The sequence below is a fragment of the Thermoactinospora rubra genome (genome assembly GCF_002093975.1).
GTDB lineage: Bacteria > Actinomycetota > Actinomycetes > Streptosporangiales > Streptosporangiaceae > Nonomuraea > Nonomuraea rubra_A.
Map to the genome: position 1 here is coordinate 1 of NZ_MSZZ01000077.1, position 25,306 is coordinate 25,306.

The window sequence follows — 25,306 nt, forward strand, 5'->3', positions numbered from 1 at the left end:
CTCCGACATCATCACGCCCTTGAGCGGGGCGTACGGCCCGTCGTACTCGACGTGGGCCATGCTCGGCTGGAACCAGAACGTCAGGAACGTGCCGGTCAGCAGCAGGATGATGAAGGAGTAGAGCGCGATCTCGCCGAGCAGGAACGACCAGTGGTCGGGGAACATCTTGCGCAGGTTGCGCTTGAGGAAGCTCCCCGCCCCCAGCCGGTCGTCCAGGAAGCTCGACGGCCCCGCGATCGCCTTGGGGACTGCGGTCAGCTCGCTCATGCGTTGCCTCCCTGCCTTGCCTTGGCCTCGGCGTCGCCACGCTCCCAGTAGCTGGGCCCGACCGGCACCGCGAAGTCACCCTTGGCGATGAGGTAGCCCTCCTCGTCGACGCCGATCGGCAGCTGCGGCAGCGGCCGGGCGGCCGGGCCGAAGACGACCTTGGCGCCGTCGGCCGCGTCGAAGGTCGACTGGTGGCACGGGCACAGGATGTGGTGGGTGTTCTGCTCGTACAGGGCGGCCGGACAGCCCACGTGCGTGCAGATCTTGGAGTAGGCCACGATGCCGTCGTGGGTCCAGTTCTTGTTCACGCCCGCCTTGAGCTCCTCGGGCCTGAACTTGATGAGGATGAGGACGGCCTTGGCCAGGGCGTTGAGGTCGTGCTCGTAGCCCTCGGGGACGACCGAGAGGATGCCGCCGGGCGAGTTGAAGTCGGCCGCCCGGATCGGCTGGCCGGTGCCCTCGACGACGAGCCGCAGCGGCTTGCCGTCCTTGGTCTTGTTGCCCCAGACGGTGTGGCGCAGCTCCTTGTGGAACTGCGAGGCCGGCTTGTCGGTGTTGTTGTCGAGGTCGCGCAGCAGCACCAGCGGCAGCAGGCCGAGCGGCGCCGCCGCGAGCAGCAGCGTGCGGCGCAGCAGCTTGCGCTTGACGAAGCCGCTCTCCTTGGCGCCCTGCAGGAAGGTGTCGGCGACGTACTCCCGGGTCTCCTCGTCGCTGGCCATCGGGTGGCGCTCCTGGACGAGGTTGTACTTGGGCATGACCATGCGGACCCACACCACGATGCCCACGGCCAGGCCCAGCAGGGCCAGGGTCAGCGTCCCGCCCAGCGCGAGGTTGGAGACGCCGGTGCTGTCGAGGTCGCCGACCTGGAAGACCACGTAGGACACCAGGAAGCCGATGGCGGCCAGGAAGGTGATCGTGAAGCAGAGCGCGGCGATCCTCTCGCCCTTGCGGGCGGTGCCTTCGTCCTGCAGCGTCACCCCAGGGGTGTCGGGTTCGACCTCGCGCTCGGCGGTTCCGAGCAGCGAGGTGCCCGGTGCCGGCGTGCCGATGACGCGCTTGGGGACGCGCTCGGGCTGCTCGATCTCGTGCTCGTTGTCTGTCATGACTTCTGACGCCTCTTCGCGGTGATCCAAATGGCGGCGAGGGCGAGGGCGCTGATACCTACGATCCACGCTGCGAGCCCCTCTGTCACGGGGCCGATTCGCCCGAGTCCGAAGCCGCCCGGGTCCGTCTGCCCACGCACCTCGGTGACGTAGGCGATGATGTCGCGCTTCTCCTCGGGGGTGATCGTGGTGTCGTTGAACACCGGCATCGCCTGCGGCCCGGTCACCATCGCCTCGTAGATCTGCGTCGGCGAGGACGAGTTGAGGTTGGGCGCGTACTTGCCCTGGGTGAGGGCGCCGCCGGCACCGGCCCAGTTGTGGCACTGGATGCAGTTGGCGCGGAACAGCTCACCGCCCCTGGCCGCGTTGCCCTTGGCCGGGTCGACCTGGTCGGCGGTGGGGATCGTCGGGCCGCCGCCGAGCGACTGGACGTAGGCGGCCAGCTGGCGGATGGAGTCCTCGTTGACCCACTTGGCCACAGGCTTGCGTGGCGCCTGGGCGCCGGGGTTGGCGGCCGGCATGCGGCCGCTGCTCACCTGGAAGTCCACCGCGGCCGCGCCCACGCCGATCAGCGTGGGGCCGGTCGAGGTGCCCTCGGCGTTGAGACCGTGGCAGCTGGAGCAGTGCTGCTCGAAGAGTGCGCGCCCTTCGGCGATGTCGTCGACCTTGCCGGCGGCCAGCGCGGCGTCGGCCGGCTCGGCGAGCTTCGCGACGGCGGTGTAGCCGACGCCGAACAGCGCCAGCGCGAAGATGAGGACGGCGTATCTCGCGAGGGGATGCCGCCGTCGAGCGGTGATCCTAGTCACAGAGATCCCGTCCCTATCGGATGATGTAGATGGTCGCGAAAAGACCGATCCAGACGACGTCGACGAAGTGCCAGTAGTAGGACACGACGATCGCGCTGGTGGCCTGCTCATGCGTGAAGCGCTTCGCGGCGTACGTGCGTCCCAGCATGAACAGGAACGCCACCAGGCCACCGGTCACGTGCAAGCCGTGGAAGCCCGTCGTCAGGTAGAACACGGAGGTCCACTGGTTCGCCGACAGCGTCGCGCCCTCGCTCGCCAGCTTGGCGTACTCCCAGACCTGACCGGCGATGAAGACCGCGCCCATCAGGAAGCTGACGACGTACCAGAAGCGAAGCCTGCCGACCTGTCCCTTCTCCGCCGCCCAAACGCCCAGCTGGCACGTCACGGACGACAGCACCAGGATGATCGTGTTGACCGTCGCGAATGGAATGTCGAGGTGAGGGGCGTGCTCGGGGACCGTCACGCCCTGGGGCGTGAGCGACGGCACCCACTGCAGGCCCTCGCCGAGGCTGACTGACCGGATGGTGAAGTACATCGCGAACAGCGCCGCGAAGAACATGAGCTCAGAGGACAGCCACACGATCGTCCCCACGCTGACCAGGTTCGGCCTGCGTGCCGGATGGGCTGTCGTCGAAGTTATTGCGGATGCTGTCGCCACGGGCAGCATTATTGCGGCTCCCATGGCCGGGTCGCCCCTCGACCCCCCGTTAGGGGCAAGACAGTCCCCGCGAACCTGCGAAAATGGCCATGGAACGGCCATCGGTGTCGCCGCCTTCGGTAAGGGGGCGGGCGCACCGGTACGATCCCACTGACTACCAACGGAAGGGAAGCCCGCCGCGTTCCCGCCGGCCCTCACGAGGGGAGACGGGATGGGCCGCGGGCCGTACCAGCCGATGAGCACCAAAGACGACCACGAGAGCGAGCCGTGACGTGAGCACCACCGCCGACGACACGATGAGGGTCCTCGTCTACAGCGACGACGCCAACACCCGCGAGCAGGTGCGCCAGGCGCTCGGCCGACGCCCCGCCGCCGACGTCCCGCTCGTGGAGATCATCGAGTGCGCCACCGAGCCGAAGGTCCACCAGTGGCTCGGCTCCGGCGAGATCGACGTGGCCGTCCTCGACGGCGAGACGCAGCCCGCCGGCGGCATGGGCGTGTGCCGGCAGGCCAAGGACGAGGTCTACGACTGCCCGCCGATCTGCCTGCTCGTCGCCAGGCGCGACGACCGGTGGCTGGCGGAGTGGTCCAGGGCCGACGCCGTCGTCTCCCAGCCCCTCGACCCGATCGTCCTGGCCGACGCTGTGGCGGGCCTCATGCGCCGGCGTCTGTCCACCCGACTCAACGCGAAGTAGGTGCCTCATGGACTCCCGCACAACCTGGCCTGCGCTGTTGTCGGCTCTCCTGGCCGGAGAGCATCTCACCTCCGACGAGACGGCCTGGGCCATGCGGGAGATCATGTCAGGAGCGGCGACGCCGGCCCAGATCGCCGCCTTCGCGGTGGCGCTGCGCGCCAAGGGTGAGACCGTCGCCGAGGTCACCGGGCTGGCGCGCACGATGCTCGACCTGGCCACCCCGCTGACCGTCGAGGGGCCCGTCGTCGACGTCGTGGGCACCGGCGGCGACCGCGCCCACACCGTGAACGTCTCCACGATGGCCGCCATCGTGGCCGCCGCCGCGGGCGCCCGCGTGGTCAAGCACGGCAACCGGGCCGCCTCCTCCTCCTGCGGCGCCGCCGACGTGCTGGAGCACCTCGGCATCGTGCTCGACCTGACCCCCGAGCAGACCGCCCGCGTGGCGCTCGAGGCGGGCATCGCCTTCTGCTTCGCGCCGGTCTACCACCCGGCGCTGCGCTTCGCGGGCCCGCCACGCAAGGAGATCGGCGTCCCGACCGTCTTCAACTTCCTGGGCCCGCTGACCAACCCGGCCCGCCCCGCGGCGCAGGCCATCGGCGTCTACGACGCGCGCATGCTGCCGGTCCTGGCCGGGGTGTTCGCCGAGCGCGGCGTGTCGGCGCTGGTGTTCCGCGGCGACGACGGGCTCGACGAGCTGACCATCGCGACCACCTCCACCGTGTGGGTGGTGCGCGACGGGAGCGCGAGGCAGACGGTGTTCGACCCGGCCGTGCTGGGCATTCCGCGGGCGCCCGCCGAGGCGCTGCGCGGCGGCGACGTGGCGTTCAACGCGCAGGTGGTGCACGACCTGGTGCGCGGCAAGCAGGGGCCGGTGCGCGACGCCGTGCTGCTCAACGCCGCGGCGGCGCTGGTGGCGCTCGACGGCCCCGGCGACGACCTGGACTCGGCGATGATCGACGCCTACGCGCGTGCCGTGCAGGCCGTCGACTCCGGCCGCGCGGCCGCCGTCCTGGACCGCTGGGTCGAGGTCAGCCGTTCCTTCCGTACGGCGTGACGGCCCGCCGGTGTGGCGTGTGACGATGGTGGCCCCCCTCTAGGGGGCCGGGTAATAAGCCGGGCTCCGTCGCGGGTCGCGGTGTGCGCTCGTGCCGGCGTGACGCGGTCGCCGCGTCCTGTGCTCGCTGAGCCGCTCGCCGCTGCCGCCGAGCCGCTCGCCGCTGTTCCTCGGCGGCTCGCCGCCCGCGGACCGGCTCCACGCGACTGAACGCCGCCTCGCCGCCCTGGCGCGACGCCTGGGCCATAGGGGTGCTACCGGGCGCGTGAGCGCGTCCCAGGGGCTCCCGCGCCCTGGCGAGGCAGCCTGGGGCGCTCCGCCGCACCCGGCAGGCCGTCCGCCTCGGCCGTGGCGTGGCACAGCGCACCGCCGGAGAGTGCGCGTCCGGATGTGGATGCCGCGTGTCTGGATGCCGCGTGTCTGGATGTCGCGCCGTTAAACGCCCGCCCGCCCGCAGCTCGCACGAGGCCGGCCCGTGGCGAGGCCGCCCGCGGGCAGGGGGCGACCGCCTCACGGAGTGCGGCGCCGCCGCCCGGCCACGGCACGCGGCCGGTACGGCTAGGCGAGCGCCTCCGTGGGGAAGGACTTGGTGGAGCTCCACTTGAGCCAAAGCTTCCAGTCCTCCTGCCAGTGGCCCCAACCGTTGGTTGGCTCCAACCTACGTGGTGAACCCGTGATGATGATCGGGTCACCGATCAAAGTGTTCTTAATGAACCACGAGGCATTTGATGGGCTGATGTTTACGCATCCATGACTGACGTTCGCGCGGCCCTGCGATCCGACCGACCAGGGGGCGCTGTGCACGTACTCTCCGGAGTTGGAGATGCGCACGGTGTTGTAGACGGTCAGCCGGTAGTACCCGGGCTGGCCCGGCCCGGCGTCGGGCGAGGTCATGACGGTCACCGGCTCGCGGGACATGGCCAGGTGGATGCCGGAGGTCGTGTAGTACTTCCACTGCCCGCCCCGGCCCGCGCTCATCGGCATCACGCGGACCGTCTTGCCGTCGCGCCGGACGACCAGGTGGTGCGTTTTGGTGCTGCCCTTGGTGATCTGCTCGCGGCCGATCTTGAAGTCGAGGGTGTGGTCGCGCTTGCCGTAGGTGCCCTCCGCCCCGCGCACGCCGGCCAGGCGGGCCTCGACGTGCACCCTGGTGTAGGCGGGCCAGTAGGTCTTGGGGCGGAAGTCGACGTGGCGGTCGTCGAACCAGTGCCAGGCGCCCTCGACGGGCTTGGAGGACCGGACGATGAGGTTGCGCTCGACGGCGACGCGGTCGGTGATCGGGCGGTCGAACTCGATCATGATCGGCATGCCCACGCCGACGGTCAGGCCAGTCTCGTACTTGTTGGGCAGCATCCGCTGGATGTCGAAGGTGCGCTGGGCCGCGACCGTGGTGAACGTCGAGATGGTTTGCGTGGTCTTGCCGGCGGCGTCGGCGGCCACGGCGGTGACGGTGTAGGTGGTGCCGGGCCGGGCGGTGCGCAGGCTGCGCCAGCGCGTGCGGTCGGGGCTGAGCCGGCCGGCGAGCTCGCCCGCGGCGCCCCTGACCTTCACGCTGCGCAGCGTGCCGTGGGTGACGGCAATGGCCACCGGCGCCTCCGTGGGGACGTTCCGTGCCTTGTCCGCAGGGAAGACGGCCAGCGCCGCCGGGGGCACCGGCGTCGTGCTCACCTTCACTCCCGCACCGTTGCCCGCCGAGCAGGCGACCAGCGATGAGACGGCCACCAGCCCGATTGCAACGCGAACCATGCGAAACTCCCCGCCGAAAGATCCATCCGTCACCCGCCAACTACCCTTAGTGATCGAATGGCCACATCCGGTACGAAGTAAAAACATGAACAAGTAAAAACACGAAAAAGCGGGTACGGCGCGCAGCCGTACCCGCTTCCCGGCGATCCGGGTCAGTGGGAGAAGTTGCCCCGGTAGTACTGGAACACGAACCCGATCATCGCCATGATCACCATGAACACGCCGATGAGGAACATCCAGAAGCCGATGACGAACCCGGCGAAGGCGAAGGCCGCCGCCAGGCACACGAACAGCGGCCACCAGCTGTGCGGGCTGAAGAAGCCGATCTCACCGGCGCCGTCGCTGATGTCGGCCTGCTTGTTGTCCTCCGGCTGCTCGCCGATGCGGCGGGCGGTGAACATGAGGTAGTAGCCGATCATGAAGGCGAAGCCCACCGAGATGGCCATCGCCGTGGTGCCGACCGGCTCGCCCACGCCGTTCTCGGCCTTGGTCCAGAACCAGTAGCCGACCGTGACCGCGGCGAAGAACAGGCCGCACAGCAGGAACAGCCAACCCTGAATCTTCATCGGGCCTCACCCTCCAGGACCGGACGCTTGGCGGACACGTGCGGGTAGTGCAGGTCGAACGCCGGCCGCTCGGACCTGATCTGCGGCAGCGAGGTGAAGTTGTGCCGCGGCGGCGGGCAGGAGGTCGCCCACTCCAGCGAGTTGCCGTAGCCCCACGGGTCGTCCACCGTGACCTTGGGCGCGGTCTTCCACGTCTTCCAGACGTTGTAGAAGAACGGCAGCGTGGAGGCGCCGAGCACGAACGCGCCGACCGACGAGATCAGGTTGAGCATGGTGAAGTCGTCGACCGCGCTGTAGTCGGCGTAGCGGCGGGGGAAGCCCACCGCGCCGAGCCAGTGCTGCACCAGGAACGTGGCGTGGAAGCCGACGAACAGCAGCCAGAAGTGCAGCTTGCCCAGCCTGTCGTTGAGCATCTTGCCGGTGAACTTGGGCCACCAGAAGTAGAAGCCAGCGAACATCGCGAACACCACGGTGCCGAACACCACGTAGTGGAAGTGCGCCACGACGAAGTAGGAGTCCGACAGCTGGAAGTCCAGCGGCGGCGAGGCCAGGATGACGCCGGTCAGGCCGCCCAGCAGGAAGGTGATGAGGAAGCCGACCGAGAACAGCATCGGCGACTCGAACGACAGGTGGCCGCGCCACATCGTACCGATCCAGTTGAAGAACTTCACGCCCGTCGGCACCGCGATCAGGAACGTCATGAACGCGAAGAACGGCAGCAGCACCTGCCCGGTCGCGAACATGTGGTGCGCCCACACGGTGATGGACAGACCCGCGATCGCGATGGTCGCGCCGACCAGGCCGATGTAGCCGAAGATCGGCTTGCGGCTGAAGACCGGCAGGACCTCGGTGACGATGCCGAAGAACGGCAGCGCGATGATGTAGACCTCGGGGTGGCCGAAGAACCAGAACAGGTGCTGCCACAGCATGGCCCCGCCGCTCTCCGGCGCGAAGATGTGGGTGCCGAGCTTGCGGTCGGCCTCCAGCGCCAGCAGCGCGGCGGCCAGCACCGGGAAGGCCATCAGCACCAGGATGCTGGTGAGCAGGACGTTCCAGGTGAAGATCGGCATCCGGAACATCGTCATGCCCGGCGCGCGCATGCAGATGATCGTGGTGATGAAGTTCACCGCGCCGAGGATCGTGCCCAGGCCGGACAGCGCCAGGCCCATGATCCACAGGTCACCGCCCATGCCGGGCGAGCTGATGGCGTTGGACAGCGGCGTGTAGGCGAACCAGCCGAAGCTGGCCGCGCCGCCCGGGGTGAAGAAGCCGGAGACGGCGATCGTGCTGCCGAACAGGTAGAGCCAGTAGCTCACCATGTTCAGCCGGGGGAACGCCACGTCGGGGGCGCCGATCTGCAGCGGCATCAGCTCGTTGGCGAACCCGGCGAACAGCGGGGTCGCGAACATGAGCAGCATGATCGTGCCGTGCATGGTGAACAGCTGGTTGAACTGCTCGTTGGTGACGTACTGCAGGCCCGGCGCGGCCAGCTCGGCGCGCATGACGAGCGCCATCACGCCGCCGATCAGGAAGAACACGAACGACGTGATGAGGTACAGGTGGCCGATGACCTTGTGGTCGGTCGAGGACAGCCACTTGGCGATGATCTTGCCCTTGCTGGCCGGCCGGACGCCGCCAGCGGCGAGGGGTTCTTGGATCGCGGTCACTGGGTGCTCCCGGCCTGGCTTGCGATGTAACGGTCGAACTCAGCCTGCTCCACGAGCTTCACCGAGAAGAGCATCCGGCTGTGGTCGACGCCGCACAGCTCGGCGCACCGGCCGGCGTAGACGCCCGGCTTGTTGAGCGTGTCGATCTGGAACTTGTTCTTCTCGCCGGGGATGCCGGGGATGACGTCACGCTTGAACAGGAAGGCCGGCACCCAGAACGAGTGGATGACGTCGGGCGAGTCGAGGGTGAACTCGACCTTCTTGCCGACGGGCAGCACGAGCTGGGGTCCGTTGCGGTAGTCGCTCACCGGCTTGCCGACGACCTGCACCCGCTTGCCGCCGACCTCGGTGGTGAAGCGCCAGCTCCACTGGAAGGCCTCCACCTTGACCCGGATGTCGGGGTTGGGGGCCAGCTTCAGCATCTCGTTCTGATCGCGCGCGGTGAAGAAGAAGAACACCGCCACCATGATCAGCGGGACGACCGTGTAGAAGATCTCAATCGGCAGGTTGTAGCGCACCTGCGGAGGCAGGTCGGCGGAGCTCTTCCGCTTGCGGTGGAAGAGGCACGCCCAGATGATCAGGCCGATGACGACGACGCCCACGGCGAGGGCGGCGATCCAGGCCCCGACCCACAGGTCGTCGACGATGCCGCCCTGAGTCGTCACGTGATCAGGCAGGAACCAACGAGAGACGTCCTCTTGACGCTCTGCACTACATGCCGTCGCGAAGAGCAGCGGCAACGCCAAAGCGGCGGCGCTCAACACCCCGCGCCGGGCCAACGGGCGCCGCATCGAACGGCGGGTCGGACTCACGGATCGCCTACCCCACAGATGAAGCCCAGGAGCTCTCCCCTGGGTTGCTCGTTGTTCGTGATTCTGGTCATGCACAGACTGACACCGAGACACATTAGCGTGCGGGGGCCACGGGCTCCTTCCCGACCCCTCGGTGGGACGATATCGGTCGTGGGTTACTTCGACGCCGCCTCCACCGAACCGTTGCATCCCCAGGCCAGGCAGGCGCTGCTGGCGGCGCTGGAGGAGGGCTGGGCCGACCCCGCCCGGCTGTACGGCGCGGCCCGCCGCGCGCACCTGCTGCTGGAGCAGGCCCGCACCGAGGTGGCCGAGGTGCTCGGCGCCCGTCCCGACGAGGTGTCCTTCGCCTCCTCCGGGACGCAGGCCGTCCACCTGGGGGTGCTCGGGGCGCTGCGCGGCCGGTCCAGGCACGGCCGCCACCTGGTGGCCGGCGCGGTCGAGCACTCCAGCGTGCTGCACGCCGCGCAGGTGCACGAGCGCGAGGGCGGGACGGTGACGACGGTCCCGGTGTCGCTGACCGGGCGCGTGGACCTGGACGCCTTCACCGAGGCCGTCTCGGCCGAGGACACCGCTCTGGCGTGCCTGCAGACCGCCAACCACGAGGTCGGCACCCTGCAGCCGGTGGCCGAGGCCGCGCTGGCCTGCCGCGAGCGCGGGGTCCCCCTGCTGGTCGACGCCGCCCAGACGGCCGGCCGGCTGCCCGTGCCGCCCGGCTGGTCGGTGCTGGCCGCCAGCGCCCACAAGTGGGGCGGCCCCGCGGGCGTGGGCGTGCTGGCGGTGCGCAAGGGCACGCGCTTTCGCTCCTTCCTGCCGGAGGACGAGCGGGAGCGGCGGCGGGTGCCGGGGTTCGAGAACGTCCCGGCGATCGTGGCCGCCGCCGCGTCGCTGCGGGCGGTGGCCGAGGAGGCCACGGCGGAGAACGCCCGCCTGTCGGCGCTGGTCGACCGGATCCGGCGGGCGGTGCCGGAGCTCGTGCCGGACGTGGAGGTCATCGGCGACCCGGTCGAGCGGGCGCCCCACATCGTGACCTTCTCGTGCCTGTACGTCGACGGCGAGGTGCTGCTGACCGAGCTCGACAAGCACGGCTTCGCGGTTTCGTCCGGCAGTTCCTGCACGGCTAGTACGCTTCGTCCATCGCACGTGTTGGAGGCGATGGGTGTGCTTACCCATGGCAATGTCCGGGTATCGCTGCCGCGTGGGACCTCCGCCGAGGAGGTGGAGCGCTTCCTGGCGGTCCTCCCCGAGGTGGTGCGCCGGATCAGACAGGACGCGGGGGTTTCATGAACGGCGTGGCCCAGCCAGCATTGACGATCGACGCGCTCGGCAAGAAGTGCCCGATCCCGATCATCATGCTCGCCGAGCAGATCAACGCTGTGCCGCTGAACGCAATCGTGGCGGTGCTGGCCGACGATCCGGCCGCCTACAACGACGTGCCCGCGTGGTGCCGGCTCAAGTCCCATCCGCACGTCGGCACCTACGAGCTGCCGCAGGGCGGCTGGGCCATCCACGTGCGGCGGAGCTACTGACGCCGGCGCCAGCGCCGTGCGGATGAATTGGAAAAATGGGTAGGAACCCCCTCGGAACGTCGTCGACATCGGGGGGATGAGATGACCGAGGGACACCCGCACCAAACCGCACGCGACCTGATGAGCCAGGGCGCTGAGTGCATCCAGTCGCACGAGACGCTCGACCGGGCGGCCCAGATGATGCGCGACCTCAAGGTGGGCGCGCTGCCGATCTGCGGGCCGGACGACCGGCTGCAGGGCATCATCACCGACCGCGACATCGTCGTGAAGTGCATAGCGGAGGGCAGGGACCCGTCGCGGACGACCGCGGGCGACCTGGCCACGGGCCTGGTGTGGATCTCCGCCGACGCGACCGTCCAGGAAGCGCTGGACAAGATGGAGCAGCACCGGATCCGCCGGCTGCCGGTGATCGACAACCACCGCATCGTCGGCATGATCAGCGAGGCCGACCTGGCCAGGCACCTGCCCGACGACCTGCTCGCGGACTTCTGCCACCGGATCTACTCCGAGCCGTAGGACGCCACGCCGGGCGCGGGCGGTGCCGAACCCGCCCGCGCCCCTCCATGTCAGGGCCCGGAGGCGGCGGGGCGATCAGGGGTAGTGGCAGCGTACGTGCTGAGCCACCCCGTCGGCCGCCTCGCTCCCGTAGGCGGTGGCGAAGCGCTCCAGGAACGTCTTCTGCGACAGCTCGTACTCCTGCCCGCCCAGCCGTTCGAGCACGTGGGTGGCCGTCAGGCTGCCGATCTGGGCGCACCGCTCCAGCGACAGCCCCCACGACAGCCCCGCGAGGAACCCGGCGCGGTAGGCGTCGCCGACGCCCGTCGGGTCGGCCTTGCCCAGCTCGGGAGCGGGCGGGACGTGCAGCGACGGCTCGCCCGCGCGGTCGATGCGCGAGCCCTTGGGCCCCAGCGTGGTGACGCGGACGCCGACCCGCCGCAGCACCTCCTCGTCCGACCAGCCGGTCTTCTGCTCGATGAGGCCCTTCTCGTAGTCGTTGGAGAACAGGTAGGCGGCCCCGTCGATCAGCTTGCGGATGTCCTCGCCCGGCATGCGGGCCAGCTGCTGGGAGGGGTCGGCGGCGAAGGGGATGCCACGCCGGCGGCACTCGTCGGTGTGGCGCAGCATCGCGTCGGGGTCGTTGGGGCTGATGAGGACCAGGTCCAGCCCGCCCACGCGGGCGGCGACCGGGCCGAGCTCGATCATGCGGGCCTCGGCCATGGCGCCGGTGTAGAAGGAGGCGATCTGGTTGTGGTTGCTGTCGGTGGTGCACAGGAAGCGGGCGGTGTGCAGGGTCTCGGAGACGTGCACCGACTCGCAGTCGACGCCGTGGCGCTCCAGCCAGGAGCGGTAGTCGGCGAAGTCGTCGCCCACCGCCCCGACGAGGATGGGGCGCAGCCCCAGGCACCCCATGCCGAAGGCGATGTTCGCCGCGCACCCGCCGCGACGGATCTGGAGGTCGTCGACCAGGAACGACAGCGACACCCGGTCGAGCTGCTCGGCGATGAGCTGGTCCCCGAAGCTGCCGGGGAAGGTCATCAGATGGTCGGTCGCGATGGAGCCGGTCACGGCGATGCGCACGGGATTCTTCTTCCTCGTTGTCAGCAGGCCACAGTGATTTTGAAGCCCCACGAGGATACGCGAAGGCCCCGTCCACACCAAGGTGAACGGGACCCGCCGCCCGATCTAGCCCGATCTAGTTGAAGGAGTCGCCGCAGGCGCAGGAGCCGGTGGCGTTGGGGTTGTCGATCGTGAACCCCTGCTTCTCGATGGTGTCGACGAAGTCGATGGTGGCGCCCATCAGGTAGGGAGCGCTCATCCTGTCGGTGACGACGCTCACGCCGTTGAACTCCGAGACGACGTCGCCGTCCATGGAGCGGTCGTCGAAGAAGAGCTGGTAACGCAGGCCGGAACAGCCACCGGGCTGCACGGCGACGCGCAGCTGCAGGCCCTCTTCGCCCTGCTGCTCGAGCAGGCTCTTGACCTTGGCCGCGGCCGCGTCGGTCAGGATCAGGCCCTGCGTCGTGGTCTCGCTGCTCTCAACCGTCATGTGCTGACTCCCGTTCTGAGGTCCTTACTAAGACGCTACCAACATCCCGGCACCGCGACACATTCCCCCGAATCCCCGGGCCCCGGAATAACGACGGCCCCGCGTGTGTCATCATGAATCGTCACTTCGACGATAAGGGGTACGGCATGGCGCTACCGCTGTTCATCCTGGGTCAGGACGCCGATCCGCGCAGCGAGAGGGGGGTGGACTGCCCGGGCGAGCTGCCTCCCGCCTCCGACCCGGCCCTGGTGGAGCGGGCGCGCAAGGCCAAGGAGGCGCTCGGCGAGAGGCTGTTCGTGCTGGGCCACCACTACCAGCGCGACGAGGTCATCCAGTTCGCGGACGTGACGGGCGACTCCTTCAAGCTCGCCCGGCAGGCGGCCGCCCGGCCGCAGGCCGAGTACATCGTCTTCTGCGGCGTGCACTTCATGGCCGAGTCCGCGGACATCCTCACCGCCCCCTCGCAGAAGGTCGTCCTCCCCGACCTGGCGGCGGGCTGCTCGATGGCCGACATGGCGACGTTCGACCAGGTGGAGGAGGCCTGGGAGGCGCTGGAGGACGCCGGGATCGCCCAGGATGTGATTCCCATCACGTACATGAACTCCAGCGCCGACATCAAGGCCTTCTGCGGCCGGCACGGCGGCGCGGTGTGCACCTCCTCCAACGCCCGCCGGGCGCTGGAGTGGGCCTTCTCGCAGAAGAAGCAGGTGCTCTTCCTGCCCGACCAGCACCTGGGGCGCAACACCGCGGTGCTGGAGATGGGCATGTCGCTGGACGACTGCGTCCTGTACAACCCGCACCGCCCGCCCCGGCCCGAGGAGCTGCGGGGCAAGCGGATGATCCTGTGGCGGGGCCACTGCTCGGTGCACGGCCGCTTCACGGCCGAGTCCGTCGACGAGGTACGGCGGCGCATCCCCGGCGTGAACGTGCTGGTCCACCCCGAGTGCCGGCACGAGGTCGTGCTGAAGGCCGACTACGTCGGCTCCACCGAGTACATCATCAAGACCCTGCGGGAGGCCCCGGCCGGCACCAGCTGGGCGGTCGGCACGGAGCTGAACCTGGTCAAGCGGCTGGCGCAGATGTTCCCCGACAAGGACGTCTCGTTCCTGGACAAGACGGTCTGCTACTGCTCGACCATGAACCGCATCGACCTGCCGCACCTGGTGTGGGCGCTGGAGTCGCTCGTGCTGGGCGAGGTGGTCAACCAGATCACGGTCGACGACGACACCGCCCACTGGGCCCGCGTCGCCCTCGACCGGATGCTGGCTCTGCCGTAGCCGCGATCGGCCCCGGGTCAGCCGGCCAGGCCGTACACGACCCGGACCCGGACCGTGAGGGTCTGGTGCCCGGGGCTGATCGAGGCCTTGTCCTGCTCGGCCCACGCCGCGGCGGCCAGCGGCACCGGGGGGCTGTCGACCTCCTCGCTGACGGCCACGACCCTGCCGAGGGCGCGGCCGGACAGCCGGGCGTACTGCTCGGCCTTGGCCGCGGCGCTGCCGAACGCCCGGTTGCGCGCCTCGGCCAGGGCCTGCCCGGGGTCGGACACCTCGAAGGCCACGCCGTTGAAGCGGACCTCCTCGCCGACGGCGGCCACGGTGTCGATGACCTGGTCGGCCCTGGACAGGTCGCGCACGACGGCCTCCAGCCCCTGGCTTGCGACGTAGCCGGAGACCTGCGGGTAGTTGACGTACTCGGGGCCGAGGGACAGCTGGGTGGTGCGCACGTCCCGCGCCTCGATCCCGGCCTGCTGCAGCGTCCTGGTCAGCCGCGCCGCCGCCTGCCTGACGGCGGCGAACGCCTCGCCCGCGCTGGGCCTGCGCACCTCGACCCCGGCCATGAGCCGCATGACGTCGGGGGCGGCCGCGACGCCGCCCTCGCCCACGACGGTGATCCTGTCGTCCGTTGAGTGGTCCGTTGAGTGGTCCGTCGAATGGTCCATCGTCACCCTCGCGCCTCCTGCTCGTATGCGTCCGGACGTGCTCCTAGGGTGTGCCCCGGCTGAAGCGGAAGCCCATCTTGGCGAACTCCGCCGGCTTGGACGCGGTGGCCAGCACGCGCTTGACGTCGCCGGTCAGGTCGACGACCACGGCCTCGTAGGCGCCGCCCCTGGCCACCCAGCCCGCGATGTGCGCGTCGTCCCACCAGCCGATGAGCCGCGTGCTGGCGAACGGGACGGTGATCGGCTCGCCGCCGCCCGACACCGGCTGCGCGCACAGGGTGTTGCCCGAGCTGTCGCAGTGGGCCAGGAAGTACTCGCCGGAGGGCGAGACGTCCTGGCCCTCCACCCACACCGGCGAGCCGGCCGCCGGGTGGGTCCTGACCGCGTGGCCCGCCAGGTCGTAGAACTTCATCCTGCCGCCCACCCAGGTGGCCACGGTGGCGTCGTCGGCCCAGAAGAAGCGCCACTCGCCCGCCCCCTTCTCGGCGACGCGGAAGACCCGTCCCGTGCCGGCGTCCAGGTCGAGGATGCCGTAGCCGTACTCGACGCTGCCGTTGTCCAGCGCCCGGAAGAGGGTGACCAAGCCGCGCCTGCCGTCCGGGGACCAGCGGGGCTGCGTCGGGTAGACGGGCGCCTTGCTGAGCTTGATCGCGCGCCTGGTGCCGGTCCGGTGCTCGACGACGGACACCTGGGCGTAGCCGTCGCTGGTGTAGTCGACGTCGGTCGCCAGGGCGCGGGTGCCGTCGGGGCTGAGGACGTACTCGAAGTAGCGGGGATTGAGGCGGAAGGTCCGGGTGTCGGGCTGGCGGACGTACAGCTTGGCGCTGCCGTCGAGGCTGTAGGAGGTGAGCTTGATCGCGTCGCCTTCGTTCTCCCGGATCGTCACCGCGCTGCCGGGCAGCCGGATCGGCGTGCCCTCGGCGGCCACCGTGGGCGTGGGGCTGGGGGTGGGAGTGGGGGTCGGCGTGGGCGTCGTAGGCGTCGTGGTGCCGGCGGTGGGCGTGGGGGTCTGCTGCGCGGCGCCGCCGTCGGAGGGGCGGCTCAGCCGTACCGCGACGAAGACGACGGCCACCAGGATGACCACGGCCGCGACGGCGGACACGACGATCCAGCCCACCGGCCGCCTCTGCGCGGGCCGGGTCGGGGGGATGCCGCCGTAGGCGGGCCCGGGTGGCCGGTACGGCGGGGCGGGGGCCGGATGGCGCGCCGGGCCGTACCCGGCCGGTCCGGTCGGCGGGTACGGCGGCGCCTGCGGCTGGGGGGCATGGCTGTGGACGGCGGGCGGTTGGGGGTCCGAGCCGTGCGGGGTGGGCGGATGTGATTGAGGGCCCGAACCGTGCGCCACGGGCAGGTGGGATTGCGGGCCGGAGCCGTGCGGGGCGGCTGGGTGCGGCTGCGGGCCCGAGCCGTGCGCGGCGGGCGGGTGTGGCTGGGCCTGCGGGCCGGAGCCGGGGCCCGCGGGCAGGTACGGCGGGGCCTGGGCGGCGGCCGTGCCCTGCGCCAGCAGGCCGGGGGCGGGGGCCGGGGCCGCGCCGGAGTGGCCGAGCAGGCGCAGCAGGGCCTGGCTCGCGGTGGGCCGCCGGGCCGGTTCCTTGGCCAGGCAGTCGGCCACCAGTGACCGGAGCGCGGGATCCTCGACGTGGCTCAGGTCCGGCTCGCTGGTCATGATCCGGTTGAACACCGCGGCCAGGCTGTCGGTGCCGAACGGCGCCTGCCCGGAGGCGGCGTAGAGGATCGTGCACGCCCAGGCGAACATGTCCGAGGGCGGCCCGGGAACCCCCTCATGCAGCTGCTCGGGGGCCATGAACGACGGCGTGCCGATCGCCGCGCCGGTCAGCGAGGAGGTCAGGTCGAGCGCCCGGGCGATGCCGAAGTCGATCACCCGCGGCCCGTCGGCGGCGAGCACGACGTTGGACGGCTTGAAGTCACGGTGCACGATCCCGGCCTGGTGGATGGCGACCAGGGCGGTCACGGTGCCGATGGCCAGGCGGTGCAGCGACGCGCCCATGCGCGGTCCCTGCGTGCGCACCACCTCGGCCAGCGTGGGACCGGGGACATACTCGCTGACGATGTAGGGCCGCTCGCTGAACAGCCCCGTCTCGATCACCTGCGCGGTGCAGAACGGCGCGACCCTCCTGGCCAGGGACACCTCGCGGACGAACCGCTCGGAGGCCTCCCGGTCTCCCGCGAGGTCGGCGCGCAGGAGCTTGAGCGCGACCTTCGTGCCGTCCTTCGCCTCGGCCAGATAGACGGTGCCCTGACCACCCTCGCCCAGCCGTCCGGTCAGGGAGTACTCCCCCACCCAGGAGGGATCCCCTGGCCTCAGCGGCTCCACCATGACCCTATTGTGGCAGCCCCCTTTGTGCGGTTACGTCAGGTGTGTGAGGGGCGGGCGCGCAGGCCGAGGCCGGGACCCGGCAAGACCAGCACCAGGCGCGGCCGGTCGCAGCCGGGCGGTGCGCGGGCTAGCCGGGGATCAGGCCGGAGTCGCCCAGCATCGCCCGGACCTCCTCGATCGAGGCGTCCGCCGGGGGCAGGATCAGCTCCGAGGGCTCCAGGCTCTCGTCCGGCAGGGCCTTGCCGACGTGCCGTACCTTGTCGAGCAGCGCGTGGAGCTTGACGCGGAACTCCGCCTCGTCGTCGGCGTTGATCGCCTGCTCCAGCTCGGCGTCCAGCGTGTTGAGCACGTCGAGGTCGCCGTCGGAGATCTCGACCTGGCCCTCGCCCATGATCCTGATGATCATGCGCCCTCCCCCGGCTTGGGGAGCTGCTGGGTCTGCTGCTGCGGCTGCGGCTGAGGCTGGGCCTGCTGCTGGCCGCCCTGCTCGATGGCGTTCTGCTGGGGAGCCCCCATGCCGAGCTCGGCCTTCATCTTGGCCAGCTCCAGCTCCACGTCGCGCCCGCCGCCCATGCGGTCGAGCTCGGCCTGGATGTCGTCGCCGCGCTGGCCGCTGAAGTCGTCGAGCACGCCGCTGGCCAGCAGCTCGTCGATGGCGCCCGCGCGGGCCTGCATCTGGGCGGTCTTGTCCTCGGCGCGCTGGATGGCCAGGCCGACGTCGCCCATCTCCTCGGAGATGCCGGAGAACGCCTCGTTGATGCGCGTCTGGGCCTCGGCGGCGGTGTAGGTCGCCTTGATCGTCTCCTTCTTGGTGCGGAAGGCGTCGACCTTGGCCTGCAGCCGGTGGGAGGCCGTGGTGAGCTTCTCCTCCTCGGCCTGGAGGTTGTCATGCTGCACCCGCAGGTCGGCGATCTGGGTCTGCAGGCTGGAACGGCGGGTCAGCGCCTCGCGCGCCAAGTCCTCGCGGCCGACCGACAGCGCCTTGCGCCCCTGGTCCTCCAGCTTCCTGGCCTGCTGCTCGAGCTGGTTGATCTGCAGCTCGACCCGCTTGCGCGAGGTGGCCACGTCGGCGACTCCCCTGCGCACCTTCTGCAGCAGCTCCAGCTGGCGCTGGTAGGAGTAGTCGAGGGTCTCCCGCGGATCCTCCATCTTGTCCAGGGCCTTGTTGGCCTTGGACTTGAAGATCATGGAAAGTCTCTTCATCACGCTCATGCGCGTCGGCCGTCCCCTTCTTAGGTCGTGCTGTCGGTCACCCAGTGCAGCGCAGCCGCCTTGGGATTACCCTACGCATAACGCACGGGGGCGTCACTAAGTTGCACTCCAGGTAGGGTTGACGTCGTGTTGCGACGCCGTTCCCAGACCCCGGCGGACTCCCCCGTCCCCGCTGACGATCCTAAGCCCCAGGGCAAAGGGCGACCGACCCCCAAGCGCCGTGACGCCGAGGGGCGCCGGCGCCAGCCCGTCACCGCACCGCGTGACAGGAAAGAGGCCTACCGCGCGATGCGCGCCAAGCAGGCCGCCGAGCGGGCCAAGGCGCGCGAGGGGATGCTGCGCGGCGACGAACGCTACTTCCCGGCCCGCGACCGCGGCCCGGTGAAGAAGTTCGCCCGCGACTGGGTCGACTCCCGCCGCCTGCCGAGCCAGTACTTCCTGCCGTTCTCGCTGGTCATCCTGCTGGTGACGTGGATCCCGATGGGTGATGCGCGCACGCAGGCCATGATCTACGGCTACGTCTTGACGATCGCCTGGCCGGTCATGATGGTGGCCGTGCTCGGCACCTCGATCTTCGTGGCGCAGCGGGTCAAGAAGCAGGCCGCCGAGAAGTTCCCCAACGAGTCGGTCAAGGGCGTGGGCTTCTACGCGGCCATGCGGGCGCTGCAGATCCGCAAGCTGCGCTTCCCGCCGCCCCAGGTGCTGCCGGGCGGTAAGCCGGTTCCGCCCAAGAAGTAAGGGTCCGAGAAGCAAGGATCAGCGCCAGACGAGCGTCCCGGCGACGACCACCGGGCGGGCGCCGTCGAGGTCGCCGCCGGTCTCCAGGGCGTCGGCGACCTCGCGCAGCAGGTGGTGGTAGGAGGGCCGGGAGGGAGCGGCTCCGACGACGCCCCGCACCGGGTCGATCACGCCCAGCCGGTAGCCCTCCGGGCCGCCGTCCGGCATCGACACGAAGGGCACCATCCCGCCGTGCCAGTCGCGCGCCGCTCCCGGGTAGGCCGTCGCCAGCTCGCACTCGCGGCGCCAGAGGTCGCGGATCTGGCGGATCGACAGGTTGACGGCGCCGCGCACGCCCAGGCCGAAGCCGGTGGCGCCGTTGTGACGCAGCAGCGAGGCGCGCAGGTCGTCGGGGAAGTCCACGCCCATCTGGGATTCGGCCACGGCGATCGTGCGCGCCCTGCCGGGGCGGCCGAGCGTGGCGTAGGTCCTGGGCGCGTTGGCCTTGAGCCAGCGTTCGATGCGCCGCCACTGCCGGTCGACCGCCCGCCGGACGCGCGGGTCCAGCGGGCGCACGGTCGGCGGCCTGCGTTCCGGGGTGCAGCTGTAGTCCACCACGATCGCCTGCGCCGACGGGTCCGGCGGCGTCCAGCCCGAGCTGCCCGCGTCCTCGGCGCCATCGCCTCGGTACCACTCGGTGTACCCCCAACCGTCCGAGCTGTCCGACATCATCACGCCGCGGAGCCGCGCCTCGGGCTCCCCGTCGCCCGTCCGCACGTAGACGCCGAGCCACGCCAGGCCGCCCATGATCCCCACGACCGTCGCCACCGTCACGCCGAGCGCGCCCAGCCGTACCCTCGGCTCGGCGGCGGGCGGGGGCGCCGGGCGGGTCCCCCGGCGTAAGCGGCGGCGCAGCCGTACGGCTATCGCGACCAGGACGGCCGCGGTGAGGGCCGCGCGCAGAAGCTTCACCACGGCCAGACCTTATCGCCGCCGAGATCATCGCTCGACCGCCGGAGGCCACCCCCGCACGGCAAACGCTTGTAGGCGGGGCCTATAGGGTCGGACGCATGGAATTTCGACACCTCGGCCGTAGCGGCCTTCTGGTCAGTGAGATCAGCTACGGCAACTGGATCACCCACGGTTCGCAGGTGGAGGAGGACGCCGCCAAGGCGTGCGTGCGGGCGGCGCTGGACGAGGGCATCACCACCTTCGACACCGCCGACGTCTACGCCGGGACGAAGGCCGAGGAGGTCCTGGGCCGGGCGCTCAAGGGCGTGCGCAGGGAAGGGCTGGAGATCTTCACCAAGGTCTACTGGCCGACCGGGCCCGGGCCGAACGACCGCGGCCTGTCGCGCAAGCACATCTTCGAGTCCATCCACGGCTCGCTGCGCCGGCTGCAGACCGACTACGTCGACCTCTACCAGGCGCACCGGTTCGACTACTCCACGCCGCTGGAGGAGACGCTGCGGGCCTTCGACGACCTGGTACGGCAGGGCAAGGTCCTCTATGTCGGCGTCAGCGAGTGGACGGCCGACCAGATCGCCCAGGCCCTGAAGATCGCCGACGAGATGGGCTTCGACCGGATCGTGTCGAACCAGCCGCAGTACTCCATGCTGTGGCGCGTCATCGAGGCCGAGATCGTGCCGCTGAGCCGGCGCGAGGGCGTCAGCCAGATCGTCTGGTCGCCCATCGCCCAGGGCGTGCTGACCGGCAAGTACCTGCCCGGGCAGGCGCCGCCCGCCGGGTCGCGGGCCACCGACCCCAGCGGCTCGAACTTCATCTCCCGCTACCTCGACGACGACGTGCTCACCAGGGTCCAGCAGCTCAAGCCCATCGCCGCCGACCTCGGCCTGAGCATGGCCCAGCTGGCGATCGCCTGGGTGCTGCAGAACCCGAACGTGGCCAGCGCCATCATCGGCGCCTCGCGCCCGGAGCAGGTGCGCGACAACGTCAAGGCCTCCGGCGTGAAGCTCGACGCCGACGTGCTCAAGAAGATCGACGAGATCCTCGACCCGGTCGTGGAGCGCGACCCGGCCAAGACCCAGAGCCCGGCCACGCGCCCCTGACGCTCCCCCGAACACGGAAAACCCCTCGGGCCACAAAAGGCCCGAGGGGTTTTTCCTTTCACTCGGGACGCAAGGAAAGTCCCGAATATTCAATCCTGTCGTCCTCCAGCAGGGCGACCCTCTCCACACCGGCTTCCAGCAGCTCACGCCAGTTCTCGCCGAGCCAGGACTCCGCGTCGGCCTGGCTCGGGAACACCTCGCGGGGCAAAGGGCGATCCGTTACCTCACCGCCATTGGCATTTTCATAACGCCACCGCCATGTCATGAATTACGCTCCCTTTTCACACCGGTTCGCGCGGACTCCAGGACAACCCCCTGCACCCTACTCCCGAGCATGGAGGTCGAACGATGCTGCGCGCATGCCGTGTCACAGCTCGTGTCACAGCCCGTGTCATATCGTCCTGCGCCGTCGCCGCCGTATCCATTACCACGCTGTCGCTGTCCGCCGGCGCGTCCCCCTCGCCGGACCCCGACGCGCCCCGCCTGTGGAGCGCCTGGCAGAGCGACGGCACCGCCTGGCTGGCCGCCTCGCCCGCCGACGTGCCGCCCGACGGCGCGGTGCTGGGCTGGCGGTACTCCCTGCCGGCCGACGGCGCCTCCGGTGACTCGCCCGGCGGGGAGCTGCCCGACTTCGCCAAGGTCTGCGGCGGCAAGGCCGCGCCCGCCGGGCACAAGCGGGTGGCGGTGACGGCCGACTACGGCGACGCCGAGACGGACGCCCGCCCGGGCCAGACCCCGCCCGCCCAGCCTTTGCTCGCCTGCGCCGTCACCCCGGCCGACGCCACGGCGGTCCAGGTGCTCGCCGCGGTCGCCAGGACCCGCGTCGACGGCCGCGACGCCGTCGTGGCGGTCAACGGCTACCCCGCCGGGACCCAGGGGACCGACCTGGCCGCTCCGGCCGCCGCGGGCGGCTCGTCCACGGAGGGCACGCCGCTGCCGTGGATCCTGGGCGGCGCGGGCGCGCTGGCGCTCGTGGCGGGCGGGGCGGTGGCCGCCACGCGCCGCCGCCGCGCGTCCGTGTGATGATCCGAGGGTGAGGATCGTCATGGCCGGTACGGCGGGGCCGCGCGGCTGGCCGGAGCCGGGGTGCGCGTGCGCCTCGTGCCTGCGCCTCCCGCGCGGGCACCGCCGTCCCACCGAGGTGCTGGTGGACGGCGAGGTACGGCTGGCGTACGACACGTCAGGGCGCCTGGCCGGGGGCGTCGCCCTGGGCGGCCGGGGCCGCGTGGTCACGGCCGGGGACGGGTCGCGGCTGCTCTACTGGCCCGACCCGCCCGGGGGCGCCGCCCCCGCCGAGCCTGTCGCGCATCCCGGCCCCTTCGCCGCCGTGCTGGTCGAAGGCCCCGCCGGGCTGGCGGAGGCGCGCCGCCTCGGCCTGGCCGGCGAGCACACCCACGTCGTGATGGTCGGGCTCGACCACCGCATCCGCTCGGAGGAGGAGCTGGCCAGGCGGTCGGCGCTGTGGGGGGCGCGGGCCGTACCGGACGGCACGGAGCTGGACACCGACCGGCCACCGCCGCCGCGGCCCCCGCGGCCACGCAGGGCGCTGCTGCTGGGCGGTTCGCGGTCGGGCAAGTCCGGCGAGGCCGAGCTGCGGCTGGCCGCCGAGCCCCGCGTCACCTACGTGGCCACCGGGCCCGTCCTCGACGACGACGCCGAGTGGCAGGCCCGGCTGCGCGCGCACCGCGAGCGGCGGCCGGGCCACTGGGAGACCGTGGAGACCACCCGGCTGGCCGAGGTGCTCGGCAAGGCCGACGCGCCCCTGCTCGTCGACGGGATCGGGTCGTGGCTGGCCACGCTGCTGTGGGAGGCGCCGGAGTCGGTGGACCGGCGCTGCGAGGAGCTGGTGGCCGCCTGGCGCGAGGTCCGGCAGCCGGTCGTCGCCGTCTCCGACGAGGCGGGCATGGGGGTGGTGCCCGCCACGGCCGCCGGGCGGGCGTTCCGCGACGCGCTGGGCCGGCTCAACCAGCGGCTGGCCGAGGAGTCGGAGTACGTCGCGCTCGTGGTCGCCGGGCGCGTGCTGGAATTTTGACTTCCTCCCTCTCCTAAAGGAGGGGGAGTCCCGCCCTCACGGGTGAGGTTTCCTGCTTCGTTGCCGACCGCACCCGGGAGGACCCGGAATGTCTCACGTCAGCTCCACAGGCAGACACCGCTCGACCAGCGGCCAGAATGCTCTTCGCCGCATTGACGTCCCGGTCGTGCCGGGTGCGGCAGGCGGGGCAGGTCCAGTGCCTCGTGCTCAAGGACAGCTCGGCGAGCAGATGCCCGCACGCCGAGCAGGTCTTGCTGGAGGGGTACCAGTGGTCGATCACGATCAGGTGGCGACCGTACCGGGCCGTTTTGTACCCCAGCAGGCGGCGGAAGGTGCCCCACCCGCAGTCGGAGATCGCCTTGGCCAGGCGGCGGTTGCGGACCATGTTCGTCACGGCCAGGTCCTCGATCACGATCACGTCGTGGTCGCGGACCAGCCGGGCGGAAGTCTTGTGCAGGAAGTCGGCGCGGGCGTCGCGGACCTTGCGGTGGGCGCGGGCCACCTTCGCCCGGGCCTTGGCCCGGTTGTTCGACCCTTTCGCCTTGCGGGCCATGCGCCGCTGGTAGCGGGCCAGGTTGCGGGCCTTGCGCGCCAGGTGACGCGGGTTGGCGATCTTCTCGCCGGTGGACAGGACGGCGAAATCTGTCACGCCGAGGTCAATGCCGACCGCCGAGCCGGTGGCCGGGGCCTGCTCCGGCTCGTCGGCCGTCTCCACCGCCAGGGCGGCGTACCAGCGGCCATCGGGGTCGCGGGAGATGGTCACCGTCGTCGGGTTCAGCGCGGCCGGGTCCACCTCGGGCCAGGACCATGCGAACGCCAGCGGCGTGTCCATCTTGGCCAGGTGCAGCCGCCCGTCCCGCCAGCGGAACGCCGAGCGGGTGTAGGTGGCCGACTGGCGGCCGTGCCGGGACTTGTAGCGGGGGTACCGGTCGGTCTGTGCGTAGGAGGTCTTCACGCCGCCCTGGTGGTAGCGGGCGTGCCGCCAGGCCAGGACCTTGTTCCACACCAGGCGCACACAGCCGAACGTGCGGTTCAGTACCGCAGCTTGTTCGGAGGTGGGGTAGACCCGCGCCTTGTACGCCGTACGCCTGTTCGCATCTTACGGTATCCCGGAGAGATCCGTAAGCAAAGGAGAAGGTCATGAACGCTTCGCGTCCTGGGCTGTCCCGCCTTCGGCGGGCCACCCCTTGCGGGGTCCGGATTCCTCCCCGGTCTGAAGGCCGGGGCATCCTCCGGAGGTTCCGGTGAGCCTCATGCGCGCCGGGCGTACCAGCGGCCGTCGTGGTGGTCGATCCGCAGCGGACGGCCGAAGCACTGCGACAAGTTGGCCGAGGTGAGCACCTGCGTGGCGGGCCCGGCGGCCAGGACGCGGCCCTCGCGCATGAGCAGGGCGTGGGTCGTCGTGGCGGGGATCTCCTCCAGGTGGTGCGTCACCGTGACGGTCGTCAGCACCGGCCTGGTGCGCGCCAGCTCCTCCACGGCCTCGATCAGGTCCTCGCGGGCGGGCAGGTCCAGTCCCGCGTACGGCTCGTCGAGGAACAGCAGCGCCGGCTCGGGCATCAGCGCCCGCGCCACCCGGATCCTGGCCCGCTCGCCCTGGGAGCACACGCGGAAGGGCCGGTCGGCCAGGTCCTTGCAGCCGAGGTCGGCCAGCAGGCGGTGGGCGCGTTCGCGCTCGGCCGGGCCGTACCTGTCCCACAAGGGGGCGCTCGTCCCGGTGTGCCCGGTGAGCACCACGGTGTGGGCGGTCGCGCCCTCCTCCTCCAGCAGCTCCTCGTCGATGAGCCGCTGGCTGGCGGCCACGAGCCCGACGTGGCGGCGCAGCTCGCGCATGTCCACCCGGCCCAGGCGATGGCCGAGCACGGACACCGTGCCCCGGGTCGGGTGCCGCACGGCCGCGGCGAGGGACAGCAGCGTGGTCTTGCCGGCGCCGTTCGGGCCGAGCACCGCCCAGTGCTCGCCGTACCCCACCTGCCAGTCCACGTCGGACAGCAGCGTCTTGCCCGTCACGCGGACGGTGACACCCTGAACTTCCACGGCATGCATTGGGCC

The 25,306-nt window shown here is 70.9% G+C and carries 26 protein-coding genes and 2 pseudogenes; 10 read left to right on the forward strand and 18 right to left on the reverse strand.

Features of this window, described 5'->3' with window-relative positions:
- The 4 genes and pseudogenes from BSB02_RS36630 to ctaE form a co-directional block, all read right to left on the reverse strand.
- A pseudogene (locus tag BSB02_RS36630) lies at window positions 1–267 on the reverse strand (cytochrome bc1 complex cytochrome b subunit); the annotation flags it as partial.
- Complete coding sequence (gene qcrA / locus BSB02_RS36635) at window positions 264–1,370, reverse strand: cytochrome bc1 complex Rieske iron-sulfur subunit (RefSeq protein WP_084965603.1); 1,107 nt, start codon at window positions 1,368–1,370, stop codon at window positions 264–266. The gene qcrA and the pseudogene BSB02_RS36630, both read right to left, overlap by 4 nt.
- On the reverse strand, window positions 1,367–2,176 hold the full coding sequence (qcrC, locus tag BSB02_RS36640; protein WP_084965604.1) for a cytochrome bc1 complex diheme cytochrome c subunit: 810 nt from the start codon (window positions 2,174–2,176) through the stop codon (window positions 1,367–1,369). Before qcrC ends, qcrA begins: the two co-directional genes overlap by 4 nt.
- Window positions 2,177–2,189: 13 nt before the next feature.
- Entirely contained in the window at window positions 2,190–2,843 is a 654-nt protein-coding gene (ctaE, locus tag BSB02_RS36645; protein ID WP_084965605.1) for an aa3-type cytochrome oxidase subunit III, read from the reverse strand.
- A 287-nt stretch (window positions 2,844–3,130) separates the two neighbouring features.
- On the opposite strand from ctaE, the gene BSB02_RS36650 reads away from it, so the two are divergent.
- Both BSB02_RS36650 and trpD read left to right on the forward strand, forming a co-directional pair.
- Window positions 3,131–3,529, forward strand: coding sequence for a response regulator (locus tag BSB02_RS36650; protein WP_084965635.1), 399 nt, complete (start codon window positions 3,131–3,133; stop codon window positions 3,527–3,529).
- A gap of 7 nt (window positions 3,530–3,536) precedes the next feature.
- The gene (trpD, locus tag BSB02_RS36655; RefSeq protein ID WP_084965606.1) at window positions 3,537–4,583 is read left to right on the forward strand and encodes an anthranilate phosphoribosyltransferase; all 1,047 of its coding nucleotides are present in this window, start codon (window positions 3,537–3,539) and stop codon (window positions 4,581–4,583) included.
- 558 nt (window positions 4,584–5,141) lie between these two features.
- Here trpD and BSB02_RS36660 read toward each other — a convergent pair.
- The 4 genes from BSB02_RS36660 to ctaC form a co-directional block, all read right to left on the reverse strand.
- A complete protein-coding gene (locus tag BSB02_RS36660; protein WP_084965607.1) occupies window positions 5,142–6,329 on the reverse strand; it encodes a L,D-transpeptidase in 1,188 nt (395 codons plus the stop codon).
- A 152-nt stretch (window positions 6,330–6,481) separates the two neighbouring features.
- The gene (locus BSB02_RS36665) at window positions 6,482–6,895 is read right to left on the reverse strand and encodes a cytochrome c oxidase subunit 4 (protein ID WP_084965608.1); all 414 of its coding nucleotides are present in this window, start codon (window positions 6,893–6,895) and stop codon (window positions 6,482–6,484) included.
- Window positions 6,892–8,562, reverse strand: a complete 1,671-nt coding sequence (gene ctaD, locus BSB02_RS36670) for an aa3-type cytochrome oxidase subunit I (protein ID WP_084965609.1) — start codon at window positions 8,560–8,562, stop codon at window positions 6,892–6,894. Before ctaD ends, BSB02_RS36665 begins: the two co-directional genes overlap by 4 nt.
- Complete coding sequence (gene ctaC, locus BSB02_RS36675; RefSeq protein ID WP_084965610.1) at window positions 8,559–9,353, reverse strand: aa3-type cytochrome oxidase subunit II; 795 nt, start codon at window positions 9,351–9,353, stop codon at window positions 8,559–8,561. Before ctaC ends, ctaD begins: the two co-directional genes overlap by 4 nt.
- A 171-nt stretch (window positions 9,354–9,524) precedes the next feature.
- Between ctaC and BSB02_RS36680 the strand changes: the two genes are divergently transcribed.
- From BSB02_RS36680 to BSB02_RS36690, 3 genes are all read left to right on the forward strand, one after another.
- Complete coding sequence (locus BSB02_RS36680) at window positions 9,525–10,658, forward strand: cysteine desulfurase family protein (RefSeq protein WP_084965611.1); 1,134 nt, start codon at window positions 9,525–9,527, stop codon at window positions 10,656–10,658.
- Window positions 10,659–10,663: 5 nt separating this feature from the next.
- Complete coding sequence (locus BSB02_RS36685) at window positions 10,664–10,900, forward strand: sulfurtransferase TusA family protein (RefSeq protein ID WP_276206392.1); 237 nt, start codon at window positions 10,664–10,666, stop codon at window positions 10,898–10,900.
- An 81-nt stretch (window positions 10,901–10,981) separates the two neighbouring features.
- Window positions 10,982–11,416 (forward strand): CBS domain-containing protein, encoded by a 435-nt coding sequence (locus BSB02_RS36690; RefSeq protein WP_084965613.1) that lies wholly within the window; start codon window positions 10,982–10,984, stop codon window positions 11,414–11,416.
- A gap of 75 nt (window positions 11,417–11,491) precedes the next feature.
- Here the strand turns inward: BSB02_RS36690 and BSB02_RS36695 are convergent, their stop codons facing one another.
- Window positions 11,492–12,478: a carbohydrate kinase family protein gene (locus tag BSB02_RS36695; protein ID WP_084965614.1), complete on the reverse strand. Its 987-nt coding sequence runs from the start codon at window positions 12,476–12,478 to the stop codon at window positions 11,492–11,494.
- A gap of 115 nt (window positions 12,479–12,593) precedes the next feature.
- The gene (gene erpA / locus BSB02_RS36700) at window positions 12,594–12,947 is read right to left on the reverse strand and encodes an iron-sulfur cluster insertion protein ErpA (protein WP_084965615.1); all 354 of its coding nucleotides are present in this window, start codon (window positions 12,945–12,947) and stop codon (window positions 12,594–12,596) included.
- A 146-nt stretch (window positions 12,948–13,093) separates the two neighbouring features.
- Here erpA and nadA point away from each other — a divergent pair, with 146 nt between their 5' ends.
- A complete protein-coding gene (gene nadA, locus BSB02_RS36705) occupies window positions 13,094–14,224 on the forward strand; it encodes a quinolinate synthase NadA (protein WP_084965616.1) in 1,131 nt (376 codons plus the stop codon).
- A 17-nt stretch (window positions 14,225–14,241) separates the two neighbouring features.
- Here nadA and BSB02_RS36710 read toward each other — a convergent pair whose 3' ends face one another.
- From BSB02_RS36710 to BSB02_RS36725, 4 genes are all read right to left on the reverse strand, one after another.
- Window positions 14,242–14,886, reverse strand: a complete 645-nt coding sequence (locus BSB02_RS36710; protein WP_084965617.1) for an SIMPL domain-containing protein — start codon at window positions 14,884–14,886, stop codon at window positions 14,242–14,244.
- Window positions 14,887–14,929: 43 nt separating this feature from the next.
- Window positions 14,930–17,224, reverse strand: coding sequence for a serine/threonine-protein kinase (locus BSB02_RS36715; RefSeq protein WP_084965618.1), 2,295 nt, complete (start codon window positions 17,222–17,224; stop codon window positions 14,930–14,932).
- A gap of 127 nt (window positions 17,225–17,351) precedes the next feature.
- Entirely contained in the window at window positions 17,352–17,630 is a 279-nt protein-coding gene (pspAA, locus tag BSB02_RS36720) for a PspA-associated protein PspAA (protein ID WP_084965619.1), read from the reverse strand.
- A complete protein-coding gene (locus BSB02_RS36725; protein ID WP_240506977.1) occupies window positions 17,627–18,412 on the reverse strand; it encodes a PspA/IM30 family protein in 786 nt (261 codons plus the stop codon). Before BSB02_RS36725 ends, pspAA begins: the two co-directional genes overlap by 4 nt.
- Before the next feature lie 150 nt (window positions 18,413–18,562).
- Between BSB02_RS36725 and BSB02_RS36730 the strand changes: the two genes are divergently transcribed.
- Complete coding sequence (locus tag BSB02_RS36730; RefSeq protein WP_240506979.1) at window positions 18,563–19,174, forward strand: DUF3043 domain-containing protein; 612 nt, start codon at window positions 18,563–18,565, stop codon at window positions 19,172–19,174.
- An 18-nt stretch (window positions 19,175–19,192) separates the two neighbouring features.
- Here the strand turns inward: BSB02_RS36730 and BSB02_RS36735 are convergent, their stop codons facing one another.
- Window positions 19,193–20,128, reverse strand: a complete 936-nt coding sequence (locus BSB02_RS36735) for an SMI1/KNR4 family protein (protein ID WP_084965622.1) — start codon at window positions 20,126–20,128, stop codon at window positions 19,193–19,195.
- A gap of 95 nt (window positions 20,129–20,223) precedes the next feature.
- On the opposite strand from BSB02_RS36735, the gene BSB02_RS36740 reads away from it, so the two are divergent.
- Window positions 20,224–21,222, forward strand: coding sequence for an aldo/keto reductase family protein (locus BSB02_RS36740; protein ID WP_084965623.1), 999 nt, complete (start codon window positions 20,224–20,226; stop codon window positions 21,220–21,222).
- Window positions 21,223–21,280: 58 nt separating this feature from the next.
- Here the strand turns inward: BSB02_RS36740 and BSB02_RS36745 are convergent, their stop codons facing one another.
- On the reverse strand, window positions 21,281–21,487 hold the full coding sequence (locus BSB02_RS36745) for a hypothetical protein (RefSeq protein WP_084965624.1): 207 nt from the start codon (window positions 21,485–21,487) through the stop codon (window positions 21,281–21,283).
- 83 nt (window positions 21,488–21,570) lie between these two features.
- Between BSB02_RS36745 and BSB02_RS36750 the strand changes: the two genes are divergently transcribed.
- Together BSB02_RS36750 and BSB02_RS36755 are read left to right on the forward strand one after the other, a co-directional pair.
- On the forward strand, window positions 21,571–22,245 hold the full coding sequence (locus tag BSB02_RS36750) for an SCO2322 family protein (RefSeq protein WP_084965625.1): 675 nt from the start codon (window positions 21,571–21,573) through the stop codon (window positions 22,243–22,245).
- A 10-nt stretch (window positions 22,246–22,255) separates the two neighbouring features.
- Window positions 22,256–23,254, forward strand: coding sequence for a bifunctional adenosylcobinamide kinase/adenosylcobinamide-phosphate guanylyltransferase (locus BSB02_RS36755; RefSeq protein WP_143591649.1), 999 nt, complete (start codon window positions 22,256–22,258; stop codon window positions 23,252–23,254).
- A 13-nt stretch (window positions 23,255–23,267) separates the two neighbouring features.
- Here the strand turns inward: BSB02_RS36755 and BSB02_RS36760 are convergent.
- Both BSB02_RS36760 and BSB02_RS36765 read right to left on the reverse strand, forming a co-directional pair.
- A pseudogene (locus BSB02_RS36760) lies at window positions 23,268–24,341 on the reverse strand (RNA-guided endonuclease InsQ/TnpB family protein); the annotation flags it as partial.
- 164 nt (window positions 24,342–24,505) lie between these two features.
- Window positions 24,506–25,300: an ABC transporter ATP-binding protein gene (locus BSB02_RS36765; protein ID WP_084965626.1), complete on the reverse strand. Its 795-nt coding sequence runs from the start codon at window positions 25,298–25,300 to the stop codon at window positions 24,506–24,508.
- Window positions 25,301–25,306: the final 6 nt, after the last annotated feature.